This window comes from Polynucleobacter sp. MWH-Aus1W21, from assembly GCF_018687275.1.
Taxonomy (GTDB): domain Bacteria; phylum Pseudomonadota; class Gammaproteobacteria; order Burkholderiales; family Burkholderiaceae; genus Polynucleobacter.
This window is the reverse complement of sequence record NZ_CP061287.1, coordinates 1,947,695-1,961,850: the sequence shown is the minus strand read 5'-3', so window position 1 is coordinate 1,961,850 and position 14,156 is coordinate 1,947,695. Positions and strand designations below refer to the sequence as shown.

Sequence of the window (14,156 nt, the reverse complement as noted above, 5' to 3'; positions counted from 1 at the left end):
GAATAACCGTGAAACCTGTCCAACCCGTCACCCGAAAAAATTCTGGAGACGAAATGAACATGACGATTCTTGCCCTGGACTTGGGCACAACGACTGGCTGGGCCTTGATGGGTTCAGACGGTCAGATCACAAGCGGCAGCCAATCCTTCAAGCCCCAACGCTTTGAAGGTGGTGGCATGCGATTCCTGAAATTCAAACGCTGGCTCACAGACGTCAAGCAATGCACCACAGGCATTGACCTGGTCGTGTTTGAAGAAGTACGCAGGCATGTGGGTGTGGATGCTGCCCATGCATACGGTGGTTTCATGGGACAACTGACCGCCTGGTGTGAGCACCATCAGATCCCCTACGAAGGCATCCCTGTGGGCACGATCAAAAAGCACGCGACCGGCAAAGGCAACGCAGGCAAGGACGAGATGATCGCAAGCGTTCAAGCGCGTGGACATCAACCTGCAGACGACAACGAAGCAGACGCAATTGCACTGGCCTATCTGGCCCGCGATCGTCAGACGACACAGGAGGTGTGAGATGAAAGTCCCAGCACAACCGTATCGCTGCGCTCTTGGAAAAGTGCAGCCTGTCGTGACAGATCTGGATGCCGTCAAGCGTTCAGGCTGGCGTGAGCAACACATCCTGGTCGTGTCAGATCAAGACGAGCGACTGGACTTCCTCGATCGTGAGTTCATTCGACGCATTGGCGAACGCCTCTATGGTCCAGGAGGCAAGCATGGCTAAAACGATCACTATCTGGACTGTTGACGATGTGGCCGCACGTTTTAGCGATGCAGCCCACACGTCATATCGCCTTCCACCCGTGCGGGTTCAGGGGTATGCCAGCCCTTGGATGAGCTTGGCCATGCAAGTGCCCAATCGCTACCCTGACCCCGAGCGTGTTTACCGCCCCATGCCACCCGGTCCTGAGGCAGTGGAACGCATGCTCGAGACCATGCGCTGGGTTCAGTGGCTGGAGGAAGAGCAACGCCATCTGGTGTGGATGCGCGCCAAGCGTTACGAGTGGCATCAAATCGGCAGACGCTTTGCTTGCGATCGGAACACGGCAGCCAGACGTTGGAAGAAGGCCATGCAACTGGTCACCGACAAGCTCAACGATGCAATCAACTCATGCGCGTAAATTGGCGTGATTTGAACAAGTTGGGGGGCAATGTGGGTGCATATGAGGCAATGCGCGAATTTACCCTGTGCAGCATTTCAGCCCAATTGAGCGTACATTTTCAGCTATGGTGTGGAAAGGAGTGCAGGCCACTCCCTCCACACAAATTTCTGGGTCCTTCCTCGCCAAATCCCTATGCGGGGGGCAAAGGCCCGAGATTTCGATAGCGACAGTTTGAAAAACCGGGTTTGCAGTTCGCACCGGGTTTGCACCTCCCCAACTCCCCCCCCAAGGACCTTATGACTCCCGAGATCAGAATGATCGCGGTGGATGCGCTCATCCCTTATGCGCGCAACGCCCGTACACACAGCGACGGCCAGGTGGCCCAGATCGCAGCTTCCATTGCCGAGTTTGGTTTCACCAACCCGATCCTGTCAGATGGTGAACGCGGTGTGATTGCTGGGCATGGCCGCTTGATGGCTGCCCGCAAGTTGGGACTCACAGAAGTGCCTGTGATCGAATTGGCACACCTGACGCCCACCCAGAAGAAGGCCTATATCCTGGCCGACAACCGGATTGCCGAGAATGCAGGCTGGGATGAAGAGCTCCTGAAGTTGGAGCTGGCTGAGTTGCAAGCTGCCGAGTACGACCTGGACCTGATGGGCTTCAGTGATGAAGAAATCGACAAGCTGCTCAATGGCGATGAACAAAGCGATGGTCTGACCGATGAAGACGCAGTACCGGAAACCCCAGTAGAACCGACCTCAAAGCCGGGCGACCTGTGGATCCTCGGCAACCATCGCTTGCTTTGCGGCGACTCTACGGTCCTGACAGATGTGGAGCGCCTGATGGGCGGCCAACTGGCTGACATGGCATTCACCGATCCACCCTACAACGTGGACTACGGTAACAGTGCCAAGGACAAGATGCGCGGCAAAGACCGTCGCATCCTCAACGACGCCCTAGGCGACGGCTTTTATCAGTTCCTCTATGACGCCTGCGTCAACCTGCTGGTGGTCACCAAAGGCGCGTGCTACGTGTGCATGAGTTCATCGGAGCTGCACACCTTGCAAAAGGCCTGGCTCGATGCTGGCGGCAAGTGGTCGACTTTCGTGATCTGGGCCAAGAACACTTTCACGCTGGGCCGGGCTGATTACCAGCGCCAGTACGAGCCGATCTTGTACGGCTGGAAGCAGGGAACCGATCACTTCTGGTGTGGCGATCGAGACCAGGCTGATGTTTGGTTCTACAACAAGCCGCGCGTCAACGACCTGCACCCGACCATGAAGCCGGTCGAGCTGGTTGAACGGGCCATTCGCAATTCGTCCAAGAGCCGCGATGTGGTTCTGGATCTGTTTGGCGGCTCTGGAACCACCTTGATTGCATGCGAGAAGACGGGCCGTCAAGCTCGTTTGATTGAACTGGATCCGAAGTTCGTCGACGTAATCGTCAAACGCTGGGAGGACTACACCGGCAAGAAGGCCGTTCGAGAAAGCGGCGGCTCAGAGCTGGAGCAAGCGCCGCTGGCCAATGAGCAAGAAGCTGTGGATCAGGTTCAGTCCTGATCTATCCGGCTCTGAATTACAAATCCGGTTAGGTATGGCAGTCCCTTGGGGATTCCGTGGCTGCGCTGGGTAGTGCGTCCTATCGTCCAGCTCATCCATTTCTCGATGGCCTTTGCAACGGCCTGGTGCATGTCAGGGTTGCTCAAAAGAGCGTCTTGAACCGCATCGGCAAAGTGACGGCCATAGCGGCTGTCCAGAAATACACGGACGGATTCAAGCGGCTCACCGGTGGCCTTGGAGATTCCCGTCATCGCTATTGGCCATGCGATGCTGGCGTAGCCGCCCATCGTTCCCCAAAAGCCCCAGGACTCGTTTTCAGTGGCAGGGATTTTGAGCGGGTCATTTGCTTGTGACTTATGCATGGCTCATCCCAATCGGGCAACGTAACGAGGGTAGTCCCCGCCAGATGGATCGATGAACAAATAGGGTCGACCAGGCGCGTGGACTTGGACGCACAGACGTCCTTGCCCCAGGTAGCCGCCCTTGCCCTTGAGCCAGTCGCGCGACTTAAAGAGATTCATTGCGAATCCGTCGAACTCTTCGGGTTCCATCTCGCGGACCTCGGTGACGTAGACGATGTAATCGCCGCTGCCTGCGATGCCGTTGATGTCGCTGGGTTTGCGTCCGAAGGGTAAGCGAATGCTCAGCTCTTGAACCTCAATCTCCTGGCCGTCGAAATCCACGGTCAAGGGTTTGCATTCGATGTTGAGGGTGATGTTTTTCATGTGAACCTCAGGCAATGCGATAGGTGCGTTGTTGGCCATCGGTTTTCTCGGAAACGATGTTCAAACCGAGCTTCTTTTTCAGGGCTCCAGCCATGCAGCCTCTGACCGTGTGCTGCTGCCACCCGGTGGCTTGAACCATCTGTTCGAGCGTTGCCCCTTCCGGGCGCTGGAGCAATTCGATCAGCGTGGCCTGCTTGGTGCCCTCGCGTTTGGCGGGGGCAGGCTTGGCTTCGAGCGCAATGCCCAGGGCGCTGCGACCTGCATCGGTGATTGCAAATTGCGTGGTGCCGTCCTCGGCTTGGCCCTGGGCGGCAATCAGATTGGCGTTGGCCAGGGATGTCAAAACCTTGAGCCGCGCACCCCCTTTGAGATTGGCCGGGAAGTCGGCCAGCAAGTGCTCTGGATGCTGGGCCGCTGCGGTGAGCAGCTTGGTTTGGGTCTCGGAGAGTTTCATGGTTTTTCCTTTAAAAAATGGTGATGTGATGAACGCTTCAATCCGCTCGCTTATCAAGCGATTTCTGAATCTTTTTGTCAGCCCTGTTGCTTCTTCGTCTTTGCCTGTAGGCCAGCCCGATAAGCCGCTTGCAGAGCTGCCTCAATCCCCCAAACCGACACGTCGTGAAAATCGAGCCGGTCCGAGTTCTGCGTCTGCAGCGTCTGGACAAAAAGATGCTCGCGTGCGATCTGCTCCAAAAGGCAAGAAGGCGCGTTGATGGCGTTTGTGGTTTTCTTGTGGTTCATGCGGCGCTCCAAAAAACGTTGATTGATGACCGTATGAACGCTTCATTTCCGAACAACATCAAGTCAATTTCTTAGCCAGACTCTTTCACTTGGGTATGACCGATCGACTCTCAATTCGGGCCTATGCGCGCCACCGAGGGGTGTCCGATACGGCGGTGCGCAAGGCCATCGAGGCCGGGCGGATCACCCCCAACGCAGACGGCACGATCAATGCGGCGCAAGCCGACGCTCAATGGAGCAAAAACACAGATGCCGCGCAGCAACGGGGCAAACACAAGCCCGTCTCCAATGAGGCGATTGCGGGAATACGGGAAACGCTGGGTGAATCAGCGGGCGCGTTTGAACCCAAAGGCGGTGGCACCACCTTGCTGCAGGCCAAGACCGCCAATGAGGTGCTCAAGGCGCAGACCAATCGGGTGCGACTGGCCCGCCTCAAAGGCGAGTTGGTCAATCGTGACCAGGCTGTTGCACACGTTTTCAAGATGGCGCGCGCCGAGCGTGATGCCTGGTTGAACTGGCCTACGCGGGTGGCTGCGCAGATGGCCGCTGACCTCAATGCCGATGGGCATACCTTGCATGTGCTGCTGGAAAAAGCCGTGCGCAATCACTTGATCGAACTTGGCGATTTGGCCGTTCGATTGGACTGAGCCCTGCTCGGGCTTGTGACTTAACGGAATGCAGGAATGTGTTGGAACACTATGACGGATTTGATGCCATTGCTGAGGCGTGGCGCGAGGGGCTCACCCCCGACCCACTGCTGACCGTGTCTGAATGGGCCGACCAGTACCGAGTGCTCTCGGGAAAGTCGGCCTCGGAGCCGGGCAAGTGGCGAACCAATCGCACGCCCTATCTCAAGGAGATCATGGACTGTCTCTCGCCGACGTCTCCCGTCGAGCGGGTGGTGTTCATGAAAGGTGCGCAGGTCGGCGGCACGGAGTGCGGCAACAACTGGATTGGCTATGTGATCCATCTGGCACCTGGCCCAATGATGGCAGTTGCGCCGACGGTCGAGATGGCCAAGCGAAACTCCAAGCAGCGGATTGACCCACTCATTGAAGAAAGCCCGACGCTTTCTAGCTTGATAGCACCTGCACGAGCAAGGGACTCGGGAAATACCATCCTGGGCAAAGAGTTCCGTGGTGGCGTGCTGGTGATGACGGGCGCAAACAGCGCCGTGGGCCTGCGCTCGATGCCAGTTCGCTATTTGTTTTTGGATGAGGTTGATGGCTACCCGGGTGACGTTGAAGGAGAAGGCGATGCGATTGCACTGGCTGAGGCTCGAACTCGAACCTTTGCCCGCAGAAAAATTTTCATCGTCTCAACGCCAACAATTTCTGGATCGTCTCGCATCGAACGCGAGTACGAACAAACAGACCAGCGACAGTTCGTGGTCCCGTGCCCGCACTGCGCGCATGAACAAGTCCTGGCATTCGAACAACTGATCTGGGAAAAAGGACTGCCCGAGACGGCGCACTACAAGTGTGAGTCGTGCGAACAGCCTATCTACGAATACCAAAAGACCGAGATGCTGGAACGGGGTCGATGGCAATCGTCGATCCCTGACTACGTTGGCAAAACGGTGGGGTTTCACCTGTCCAGTCTGTACAGCCCAGTGGGCTGGCGCAGTTGGGCCGATATCGCTGCAGCCTGGGAAGCGGCACAAGGATCAGCAACTGCCTTGAAAGCATTCAAAAACACAGAGCTGGGCGAGACCTGGGTCGAGCAAGGCGAAACCCCCGAGTGGGAGCGCCTGCTTGAGCGCCGTGAGGACTACCGGATCGGTACCGTCCCACTGGGGGCGGTTTTGCTGTGCGCCGGGGTGGACGTTCAGAAGGACCGCATCGAGGTTTCTGTCTGGGCATTCGGTCGGGGCAAAGAAGCCTGGCTGGTGGAACACCGTGTGCTGGCAGGCGACACCTCCCGCGATACGGTCTGGCAGCGACTGCGTGAAATGCTTGATGAGTCGTGGACGCATGCGTCTGGGGTGCAGTTGCGCCTCACCCGAATCGGTCTGGACACGGGCTTTGCCACGCAAGAGGCCTATGCCTTTGTGCGCAAGTGGCGTGATCCTCGGCTGCTGCCCATGAAGGGCGTAGCCCGGGGCGCTGCACTGGTTGGATTGCCGACGGCAGTGGACATGACCGTGGGCGGCAAGAAGCTGCGCCGGGGTGTTCGGGTCTATTCGGTGGTGGGTGGCATTGCCAAGCTGGAGTTCTACAACCACCTGCGCAAGACCATGGAGGTGACCGAGGACGGTGAGATCCTGTATCCCGCTGGGTACATCCATTTGCCCAAAGTCGATGCCGAGTTCGTGCAGCAGTTGTGCTCAGAGCAGTTGGTCACGCGCCGGGACCGCAATGGTTATCCAGTGCGTGAGTGGCAAAAGATCCGCGAACGCAACGAAGCACTTGATTGCTACGTCTACGCACGGGCCGCCGCGAGCCTCGCTGGCCTGGACCGATATGAGGAGCGTCATTGGCGCGAATTGGAAAAACCGCTGGGCGTGGCAGGACCACCTGAAGACGCCCAATCAACCAAGCAAGAAGCCACCCCTAGCGGTGGCTTCGTTGTTTCTAAAGGACCACAACGCGGCAGGCGCTTGATTCGCAGCCGGTGGATGAACTGATGACGACCTATACCCTTGAACATGCCCAAGCTCTGCGAGAAGCCATTGCCAGTGGTGAGCATCGGGTGACCTACGACGGCAAGACCATCGAGTACCGCACGGTCTCCGATCTCAAACTGGCCTTGGCCGAAGTGGAGGCGGCGCTCGCATCAAGCAACGGCAAAACCAAGACTCGCCAGATTCGGGTCACGACATCCAAAGGGTTCTGAGATGGCCTTTTGGAAAAAACTTACGGCCTATGTGGGCTGGAATTCAGTTCACGAGGCCGCTGGCTCAGGCCGCAGGTCGCGTGTCTGGAATCCTGGTGACCCGGGCGCGATCTCGGCGATGCTGGCCACGGGCAATCAACTGCGGGTCAAGTCTCGGGACCTGGTGCGCAGAAACGCCTGGGCGGCCAACGCGGTCGACAGCTTTGTCTCCAATGCCATCGGCACGGGGATCAAGCCGCAATCCTTGGTGGACGACCCCAAGTTTCGGGAGCGTGTCCACGCGTTGTGGTGGCAATGGGTGGAGGAGGCAGACAGTAACAACCTGACCGATTTCTACGGCTTGCAGTCACTGGCTTGCCGGGCGATGGTCGAGGGCGGTGAATGCTTGATCCGTATCCGCAATCGGCGGCAAGAGGATGGCCTGAGTGTGCCGATCCAGCTGCAAATTCTGGAGCCCGAGCACCTGCCTTTGAGCCTGAACACGATCAGTGCATCTGGCAATCCGATCCGCAGCGGCATCGAGTTTGATGCACTTGGCCGTCGCGTGGCCTACCACCTGTACCGCGAGCATCCGGGGGACCCGAGCTTGACGGTCAATGGCAACGACCTGGTGCCCGTACCCGCTGAGGAGATCGTCCACCTGTTTCGCCCCCTGCGGCCTGGACAGATTCGCGGCGAGCCCTGGCTGTCGCGGGCCTTGGTCAAACTCAACGAGCTCGATCAGTACGACGACGCAGAGCTGGTTCGCAAAAAGACGGCGGCCATGTTCGCTGGCTTCATCACGCGCCAGTCGCCTGAAGACCAATTGCTGGGAGAGGGCGAAGCTGACGATTTGGGCGTGGCCATGACGGGCTTGGAGCCGGGGACCCTGCAAGTTCTGGAGCCTGGTGAGGACGTGAAGTTCTCCGATCCAGCCGATGTGGGTGGCTCCTACGCGGAGTTCCTGCGGGTGCAGTTCCGTGCAGTCGCGGTGGCCATGGGCATCACCTACGAACAGTTGACGGGCGATCTGTCGGGTGTGAACTACTCGTCGATCCGTGCCGGTCTCCTGGAGTTCCGTCGCCGATGTGAAGCCATCCAGCACGGCGTGATAGTGCATCAGATGTGCCGTCCGATCTGGCGTGCATGGATGGATGCGGCAGTGCTCAGTGGCGTGCTGACAGCGCCGGGGTATGCCAAGAGCCGTCAAGCCGCCAGAGCTTGGCAGGCGGCGAAGGGGATCCCGCAAGGCTGGCAGTGGGTGGATCCCGAGAAGGAGTTCAAGGCCCTGCAGTTGGCCATTCGCTCTGGATTGATGAGCCGCTCTGAGGCCATCTCGTCCTTTGGTTACGACGCGGAAACGATCGACAAAGAGATCGCAGCAGACAACGCACGGGCTGATGCATTGGGACTCGTTTTGGATACGGACCCCAGGCAAGTGGCTCGCAATGGTGCCACCAACTCGGCGGCACCCACGCTTCCCCCTGACTCACCAAGCGCGTCCTTGGTGGATCAGCAAACCTGAAACCAGAGGACTTATGAACCACATCTCGTCGATGCCACATCTGGCATCGCGAATCTTTGGCACGCCCCTGTTGATTCATCCCAGAAAGCTGGATGTGATTCTCTCGGTGCTTGGCCCCCGCTTGGGATTAGCCATGTCAGACGATTCGCAACAACTTATCAAACAGTTGGCGGCACAGGCCCCGCCTGTCGCATCCACATCGCTGACATCGAACATTGCTGTCATTAGCGTGTCCGGCACCTTGGTGCGGCGAGCGGCAGCGGTCGATGCGGCTTCGGGTCTGACCAGTTACGCGGCCATCAGCGCGCAGCTTGCGCAGGCCGTGCGTGACCCAGCAGTCAATGCGATCTTGCTGGACATCGATTCACCAGGCGGTGAGGCGGGAGGTGCGTTTGATCTGGCCGACCAGATCGTGGCAGCCCGTCAGATCAAGCCCATCTGGGCCGTTGCCAACGATGACGCGTTCTCGGCGGCGTACGCCATCGCCAGCGCGGCCACGCGGGTCTATGTCACTCGAACCGGTGGTGTGGGCTCTGTTGGCGTGATCGCACTGCATGTGGATCAGTCCCAGCGAGACGCCATGAGCGGGCTTCGCTACACGGCGGTTTATGCCGGGGACCGCAAGAACGACATGTCGCCCCATGCGCCTTTGTCCACCGATGCGGCGCAAGCCCTGCAGGCCGAAGTGGACCGGCTGTATGGCCTGTTCGTGTCGACGGTCGCAGTCAACCGAAACCTCTCAGCGCAAGACGTTCAAGACACCGAAGCCGGGCTGTATTTCGCACAAGACGCTATTGCTGCCGGTCTGGCCGATGTGGTCGGGACGCTTGACGACGCACTGATCGCTCTGAGTGAAGAGCTCCAAACGAAAACGACATCCATCGCGCGAATTCAAGGTTCGGGCCGCGAGATGGGGATCTCCACGCCCGGGCCGTCTATGAAAAGGAGCGTTTGCATGCAAAACGATGCAACCCAAACTGCCGATGGGCAGACCAACCAAGAAGATCAACACCAACCAGCCGACCAGACAGGTACTGGGCCTGCAAAAGATGGCGATGCCGCGCAAAGCACGGGTGATCAACCCGGCGCTCAGGTGCAAGCCAGTGCCGCAGCTCAAGGCCACGACATCAAGGCGGCCAGTGCACAGGTGCTGGCCATTGCCGAGATGTGTCTTCTGGCGGGCAAGTCCGAGATGACGGCGGCCCTGATCGAGCGTGGTGTCTCAGTTGACCAAGCACGCAAGGAGCTGTTGGCGGCCAAGGCCTCTGGCTCTCCCGAAATCTCCAGCCGAATCTTGCCGGAAGCAGGAACCCAAACCCAAGCCAAGCCCGAAGACAGCCCCGTCGTTCGTGCGGCGCAGCAGCGCGCTCAAAAGCAGCGTGACGCAGCGCACGTCACCCACCGTTAATAGGAGAACCTGATGACTGCCATTACCAATGACCTCACCTTGGGCGACCTGCTCAAGTACGAAGAGGAAAACCTGTATTCCCGTGACCAGGTCACGGTGGTGAACGGACAAAACCTCAAGCTCGGTGCCGTGATTGGCCGAGTCAGTGCGACCCAAAAGGTCAAAGCACTCGACCCTTCTGCAACCGACGGTTCCGAGGTCGCGGCTGGCGTGGTGCTGCAAAGCATCGATGCCAGTGCCGCAGAAAAAACCAACGGCCTGATTGTTTCGCGCCAGGCCATCGTGGCGGATCACGCGCTCATCTGGCCTTCTGCCATCACCACGGAAGAAAAAACCGCAGCCATCGCTCAGCTCGAAGCGATCGGCGTCCTCGTTCGTCAAGGAGTCTAAGCAATGAACAATCCTTTCCAGTCCCCCGCGTTTTCGATGACGGCGCTCACAGCCGCCATCAACATCCTGCCCAACCAGTTCGGCAAGCTCGATCAGATCAACCTGATGCCTGCTCGCCCTGTGCGCTTTCGCCAGATCGCTGTGGAAGAGCGCAACGGCGTTCTGAATTTGCTGCCCACGCTACCCGTAGGTGCCCCTGGCACGGTGGGCAAGCGCGGTCGCCGCACTCTGCGCTCGTTCATCATCCCGCACATTCCGCACGACGATGTGGTGCTGCCCGAAGAGGTTCAAGGCCTGCGTGCCTTTGGCTCTGAAACCGACACCGAAACCATCGCGAACGTGATGGCCGAGCATCTGCAGTCGATGCGCAACAAGCATGCCATCACGCTGGAGCATTTGCGCATGGGCGCGCTCAAGGGCGTGATCCTGGATGCGGACGGCTCGGTCCTCTACAACCTCTTTGATGAGTTCGGCATTGAGCCTAAGGAGTTCAACTTCGCGCTCAACAACGAAAAAACGGACGTCAAGAAGAAGTGCCTGGATCTCAAGCGCTACCTTGAGCTCAACCTCAAAGGCGAATACATGACTGGTGTTCGCGTGCTGGTCTCCCCGGAATTCTTTGATCTGCTGACGGCTCACCCCAATGTGGTCAAGGCGTATCAGTGGTACCAGGAGAGTCTGGCGCTGCGTGCAGACCAACGCACAGGCTTCACCTTCGCAGGCGTCACCTTCGAGGAGTACCTGGGCCAGGCCTCCGATGTGGATGGCAATGTGCGCAAGTTCATCGCCTCTGGCGAAGGCCATGCCTTCCCCGAAGGCACGGTGGACACCTTTGCCACGTACTTCGCACCGGCTGACTTCAATGAGACGGTCAATACGCTGGGTCAGCCCCTGTACGCCAAGCAAGAGCCTCGTGAATTTGGTCGCGGCACGGATCTGCACACGCAGAGCAATCCGCTGCCGATGTGCCATCGCCCGGGGCTCTTGGTCAAGCTCCTGGCCAGCTGATGCCACGCGATCCGTTTGCCTTGGGTGTCAAACGGCTGTTCGCAAGTTTGGGATCCCCGGCGCAGTACTGCGCTGTGGCTGGGGAGACCATCGAACTCAAGGTCATCAGCAAGGCACCGGATTCGGTACAGGAATTCGGTCAGTCACATCTGGCGGTGACCTCGTATCGGTTTGACTTGCAAGCAGCCGATGTTGCCCGGCCTCAAGAGGGCGATCGCCTGACGTGGCGGGGTGTCATCTACGTCATTCAGGGGGATGCGCTGGTTGACCGTGATCGATTGATCTGGACGGTGAGCGCCTACCCCTTGCCTGACTATCCATCGACGGCGAGGTGAGCATGAGCGTGCGACTACTGGCTGCCCTGCAGGGCGACCTCTCCAAGATGATGGCGCAGGAGCTGAACTCGGCGCGGGTGGCGGTGACCACAGGCGTGCGAGAGGCGACGCAAGGACTCAAGAGTGAATTGCGCACGCAAATCGAAGGCTCTGGTCTGGGCTCGCGTCTGGCCAATACCTGGCGTGGGGAGGTGTACCCGAAGGGACGCCCCAGCTTGGGTTCGGCGGGGTTGGTGTACAGCCGAGCGCCTGTTGTCGTCGCGGCGCATGACCAAGGTGCGTTGATCCGTTCGAAGAACGGGTTCTGGCTCGCCATCCCGCTCCCTGCAGCAGGCACAGGGCCACGAGGCAAACGCATGACGCCTGGTCTGTGGGAGCGCATGCGTGGTCAACGACTGCGCTTTGTGTATCGCTCTGGAAAACCGTCGCTCTTGGTGGCGGACAACTTTCGGGCCAAAACAGGCAAGCGCGGAGGCTTTGCTGCGGCATCGGCATCTGCTCAGAAATCAGGACGGGGGCTGACCACCGTCCCCATTTTTCTGCTGGTACCGCAAGCCCAACTCAAGAAGAAATTCGACATCGCCAGTGCTGCCCAGCGGTGGCAAGACAGGCTGATGGTGTTGGTCACGCAGTCGTGGCCAGAAGAAAGTTCGGACACATGAAATGACGATCAAAACCAGTCAACGAGAAGCGGCGCTGGGGGCTTTGTTCACGCTGTTGGACGGACTGCCCCTGCAACCCAATGCGATACGCAGGAATTCATCCCTGCCGGAGCGGCTCAGCGAGCACGCCATGGTGTTCCTGCGCGATGGGGACATGACCCAGGTCGATGTCACCTTGTCACCTGTGACCTACCTGTGGGAGCACGCGGCAAGCATTGAAATCTATGTCGCGCACCCCGAGGCATCTGCCAGGGACGCGCGCATGGATGAGTTGCTTCAGGCGTTGGGCACCCTGGTCTTGACCGATCCGACCTTGTCTGGGCAGATTGACCACGCCGAAGTGATGCCGCCCAAATTTGAAGACGTCACCCCTGAAGGGTCTGTGGGTATCAAGGCCTGCACGCTGGACGTGGTGATGCATTACGCGAGCAGCCATCCCTTGGCCTGATCGCACCACAAACCTTAACCACTTGGAGATTCATCATGGCTCGTGCTTATGGCGCGAACGCCAGCCTATTGGCTGCGTTTGAACCCACCTACGGAAACACACCGACGGGAGACTTCGGGAAGATTCCCTTTGTCTCCACCACCCTGGGCTCGGAACAGGGCTTGATTGCCAACGATCTGATTGGCCTGGGTCGAGACCCCAGCGCGCCTATCCGTGACGTGATCAAGGTCGAGGGTGACATCGTCATTCCCATTGACCTGCGCAACATCGGCATGTGGCTCAAAGCCCTTCTGGGCAATCCTGTGAGCGTTGGAGATACCGCGCACACCCACACTTTTGTGTCTGGCAATTCAGGGCTGCCGAGCCTGTCACTGGAGACGGGACTGCCAGACATCCCGGCTTACTTCCTGGCCTCTGGTGTGATGGCCAACTCGCTGCAGGTGAAGTTCGCACGCTCTGGCGCAGCGGATGCCACCTTGGGCCTGATTGCCCAAGGCGAGGTCAAGCGCACCGCCAGCGCAGACGCGACGCCCACAACCTTGCCGATCACCCGCTTCAATCAGTTTCAGGGTTCGATCAAGAAGAATGGCCAGGACCTGGGCAATGTGGTCGCGGCGCAGTTGACCTATTCGAACAATTTGGCGCGCATCGAAACGATTCGCTCCGACGGAAAAATCGAAGGAGCCGACCCCACAGTGGCCAGCCTGACGGGCAATTTGGAGGTGCGTTTTGCGGATACGGAATTGATCGACGCCGCGACCAACAACACCCCGCTGGAGTTGACCTTCAGCTATGTCATTGACGCCACCAAGAGCCTGACCTTCATCGCGCATGAGGTCTATCTGCCCAAGCCCAAGCTCTCGATCTCTGGCCCCGGTGGCATTCAGGCCACCTTTGACTGGCAGGCTGCCAAGAACACCGCAGCCGGTCACATGCTGACCGTGCAACTCGTCAATGACGTGGTTGCGTACTGAACTTAAGAGGCAAACATGCTCAAACTCAATCTCAAACGTGAGCCTTATTGGCTCGACCTGGTCCAAGGCGTGCGCATCAAAGTCAAGCCTGCGACCACTGCGTTGGTCATGGCAGCTCGCCATGCTGCAGCTCTGATCGATGGCAAAGACCACGCGGCAGCCGGAGCGCGCACCGCCACCCTGATCACCGAGTTGGCCAAGGCTGCCATCTTGGCTTGGGAGGGTGTGGGTGACGACAAAGGCAAAGCCGCAGCCGTCACGCCGGACGGCATTTCTGCGCTCATGGAGCTGTGGCCTGTGGCCGATGCCTTCGAGCGTGAATACCTGGCTGCACTCTATCTTTTGGATGCCGAAAAAAACGGCTGAAGGCCCGCACCGAATGGCACTTCGGTGGCGGGGCCACGTACTGCGGCGCATGCGAGTCGACCTGTCCTGAGTGTCCATACCAGG

Annotated in this window: 20 protein-coding genes; 16 read left to right on the top strand and 4 right to left on the bottom strand. The window is 58.9% G+C overall.

What is annotated here, in order from left to right:
• Window positions 1-53 precede the first annotated feature (53 nt).
• The 4 genes from ICW03_RS10155 (at window position 54) to ICW03_RS10140 (ending at window position 2,676) form a co-directional block, all read left to right on the top strand.
• Window positions 54-527 (top strand): crossover junction endodeoxyribonuclease RuvC, encoded by a 474-nt coding sequence (locus ICW03_RS10155; protein WP_215350308.1) that lies wholly within the window; start codon window positions 54-56, stop codon window positions 525-527.
• A 1-nt stretch (window position 528) separates the two neighbouring features.
• The gene (locus ICW03_RS10150) at window positions 529-735 is read left to right on the top strand and encodes a hypothetical protein (protein ID WP_215347867.1); all 207 of its coding nucleotides are present in this window, start codon (window positions 529-531) and stop codon (window positions 733-735) included.
• Entirely contained in the window at window positions 728-1,132 is a 405-nt protein-coding gene (locus ICW03_RS10145; RefSeq protein WP_215347865.1) for a DUF6362 family protein, read from the top strand. The genes ICW03_RS10150 and ICW03_RS10145 overlap by 8 nt, the downstream gene beginning before the upstream one ends.
• Window positions 1,133-1,428: 296 nt before the next feature.
• A complete protein-coding gene (locus tag ICW03_RS10140; RefSeq protein ID WP_305849370.1) occupies window positions 1,429-2,676 on the top strand; it encodes a site-specific DNA-methyltransferase in 1,248 nt (415 codons plus the stop codon).
• Here the strand turns inward: ICW03_RS10140 and ICW03_RS10135 are convergent.
• The 4 genes from ICW03_RS10135 to ICW03_RS11635 all read right to left on the bottom strand — a co-directional run bounded on the left by ICW03_RS10135 (window position 2,667) and on the right by ICW03_RS11635 (window position 4,142).
• A complete protein-coding gene (locus ICW03_RS10135; RefSeq protein WP_215347861.1) occupies window positions 2,667-3,038 on the bottom strand; it encodes a hypothetical protein in 372 nt (123 codons plus the stop codon). The genes ICW03_RS10140 and ICW03_RS10135 overlap by 10 nt on opposite strands.
• Before the next feature lie 3 nt (window positions 3,039-3,041).
• Window positions 3,042-3,440, bottom strand: coding sequence for a hypothetical protein (locus ICW03_RS10130; RefSeq protein WP_251374396.1), 399 nt, complete (start codon window positions 3,438-3,440; stop codon window positions 3,042-3,044).
• The gene (locus ICW03_RS10125; RefSeq protein WP_215347859.1) at window positions 3,409-3,855 is read right to left on the bottom strand and encodes a DUF3489 domain-containing protein; all 447 of its coding nucleotides are present in this window, start codon (window positions 3,853-3,855) and stop codon (window positions 3,409-3,411) included. The genes ICW03_RS10130 and ICW03_RS10125 overlap by 32 nt, the downstream gene beginning before the upstream one ends.
• A 77-nt stretch (window positions 3,856-3,932) precedes the next feature.
• Entirely contained in the window at window positions 3,933-4,142 is a 210-nt protein-coding gene (locus tag ICW03_RS11635) for a hypothetical protein (protein WP_251374395.1), read from the bottom strand.
• A gap of 95 nt (window positions 4,143-4,237) precedes the next feature.
• Between ICW03_RS11635 and ICW03_RS10115 the strand changes: the two genes are divergently transcribed.
• The 12 genes from ICW03_RS10115 to ICW03_RS10060 are packed head-to-tail and all read left to right on the top strand — an operon-like array spanning window position 4,238 to window position 14,072.
• Window positions 4,238-4,789, top strand: coding sequence for an elements of external origin (locus tag ICW03_RS10115; protein WP_215347855.1), 552 nt, complete (start codon window positions 4,238-4,240; stop codon window positions 4,787-4,789).
• A gap of 41 nt (window positions 4,790-4,830) precedes the next feature.
• The gene (locus tag ICW03_RS10110) at window positions 4,831-6,768 is read left to right on the top strand and encodes a phage terminase large subunit family protein (protein ID WP_215347854.1); all 1,938 of its coding nucleotides are present in this window, start codon (window positions 4,831-4,833) and stop codon (window positions 6,766-6,768) included.
• Window positions 6,768-6,977 (top strand): phage head-tail joining protein, encoded by a 210-nt coding sequence (locus ICW03_RS10105; protein ID WP_215347852.1) that lies wholly within the window; start codon window positions 6,768-6,770, stop codon window positions 6,975-6,977. Before ICW03_RS10110 ends, ICW03_RS10105 begins: the two co-directional genes overlap by 1 nt.
• Before the next feature lies 1 nt (window position 6,978).
• Window positions 6,979-8,481 carry a phage portal protein gene (locus ICW03_RS10100; protein WP_215347850.1) on the top strand — a complete coding sequence of 501 codons (1,503 nt, stop codon included), beginning with the start codon at window positions 6,979-6,981 and terminating at the stop codon, window positions 8,479-8,481.
• Window positions 8,482-8,494: 13 nt separating this feature from the next.
• Window positions 8,495-9,889 carry a S49 family peptidase gene (locus ICW03_RS10095; RefSeq protein WP_251374394.1) on the top strand — a complete coding sequence of 465 codons (1,395 nt, stop codon included), beginning with the start codon at window positions 8,495-8,497 and terminating at the stop codon, window positions 9,887-9,889.
• 12 nt (window positions 9,890-9,901) lie between these two features.
• Window positions 9,902-10,279, top strand: coding sequence for a head decoration protein (locus tag ICW03_RS10090; protein ID WP_215347849.1), 378 nt, complete (start codon window positions 9,902-9,904; stop codon window positions 10,277-10,279).
• Window positions 10,280-10,282: 3 nt separating this feature from the next.
• Window positions 10,283-11,287 carry a major capsid protein gene (locus ICW03_RS10085; RefSeq protein ID WP_108401942.1) on the top strand — a complete coding sequence of 335 codons (1,005 nt, stop codon included), beginning with the start codon at window positions 10,283-10,285 and terminating at the stop codon, window positions 11,285-11,287.
• Window positions 11,287-11,622, top strand: coding sequence for a hypothetical protein (locus tag ICW03_RS10080; RefSeq protein WP_215347847.1), 336 nt, complete (start codon window positions 11,287-11,289; stop codon window positions 11,620-11,622). The genes ICW03_RS10085 and ICW03_RS10080 overlap by 1 nt, the downstream gene beginning before the upstream one ends.
• A gap of 2 nt (window positions 11,623-11,624) precedes the next feature.
• The gene (locus ICW03_RS10075; protein ID WP_251374393.1) at window positions 11,625-12,284 is read left to right on the top strand and encodes a DUF6441 family protein; all 660 of its coding nucleotides are present in this window, start codon (window positions 11,625-11,627) and stop codon (window positions 12,282-12,284) included.
• Window position 12,285: 1 nt separating this feature from the next.
• Window positions 12,286-12,732, top strand: a complete 447-nt coding sequence (locus ICW03_RS10070) for a hypothetical protein (RefSeq protein WP_215347845.1) — start codon at window positions 12,286-12,288, stop codon at window positions 12,730-12,732.
• Between the two features lie 35 nt (window positions 12,733-12,767).
• Window positions 12,768-13,706: a phage tail tube protein gene (locus ICW03_RS10065; protein ID WP_215347843.1), complete on the top strand. Its 939-nt coding sequence runs from the start codon at window positions 12,768-12,770 to the stop codon at window positions 13,704-13,706.
• A gap of 15 nt (window positions 13,707-13,721) precedes the next feature.
• The gene (locus ICW03_RS10060) at window positions 13,722-14,072 is read left to right on the top strand and encodes a hypothetical protein (RefSeq protein ID WP_215347841.1); all 351 of its coding nucleotides are present in this window, start codon (window positions 13,722-13,724) and stop codon (window positions 14,070-14,072) included.
• The last annotated feature ends 84 nt before the right edge of the window (window positions 14,073-14,156 follow it).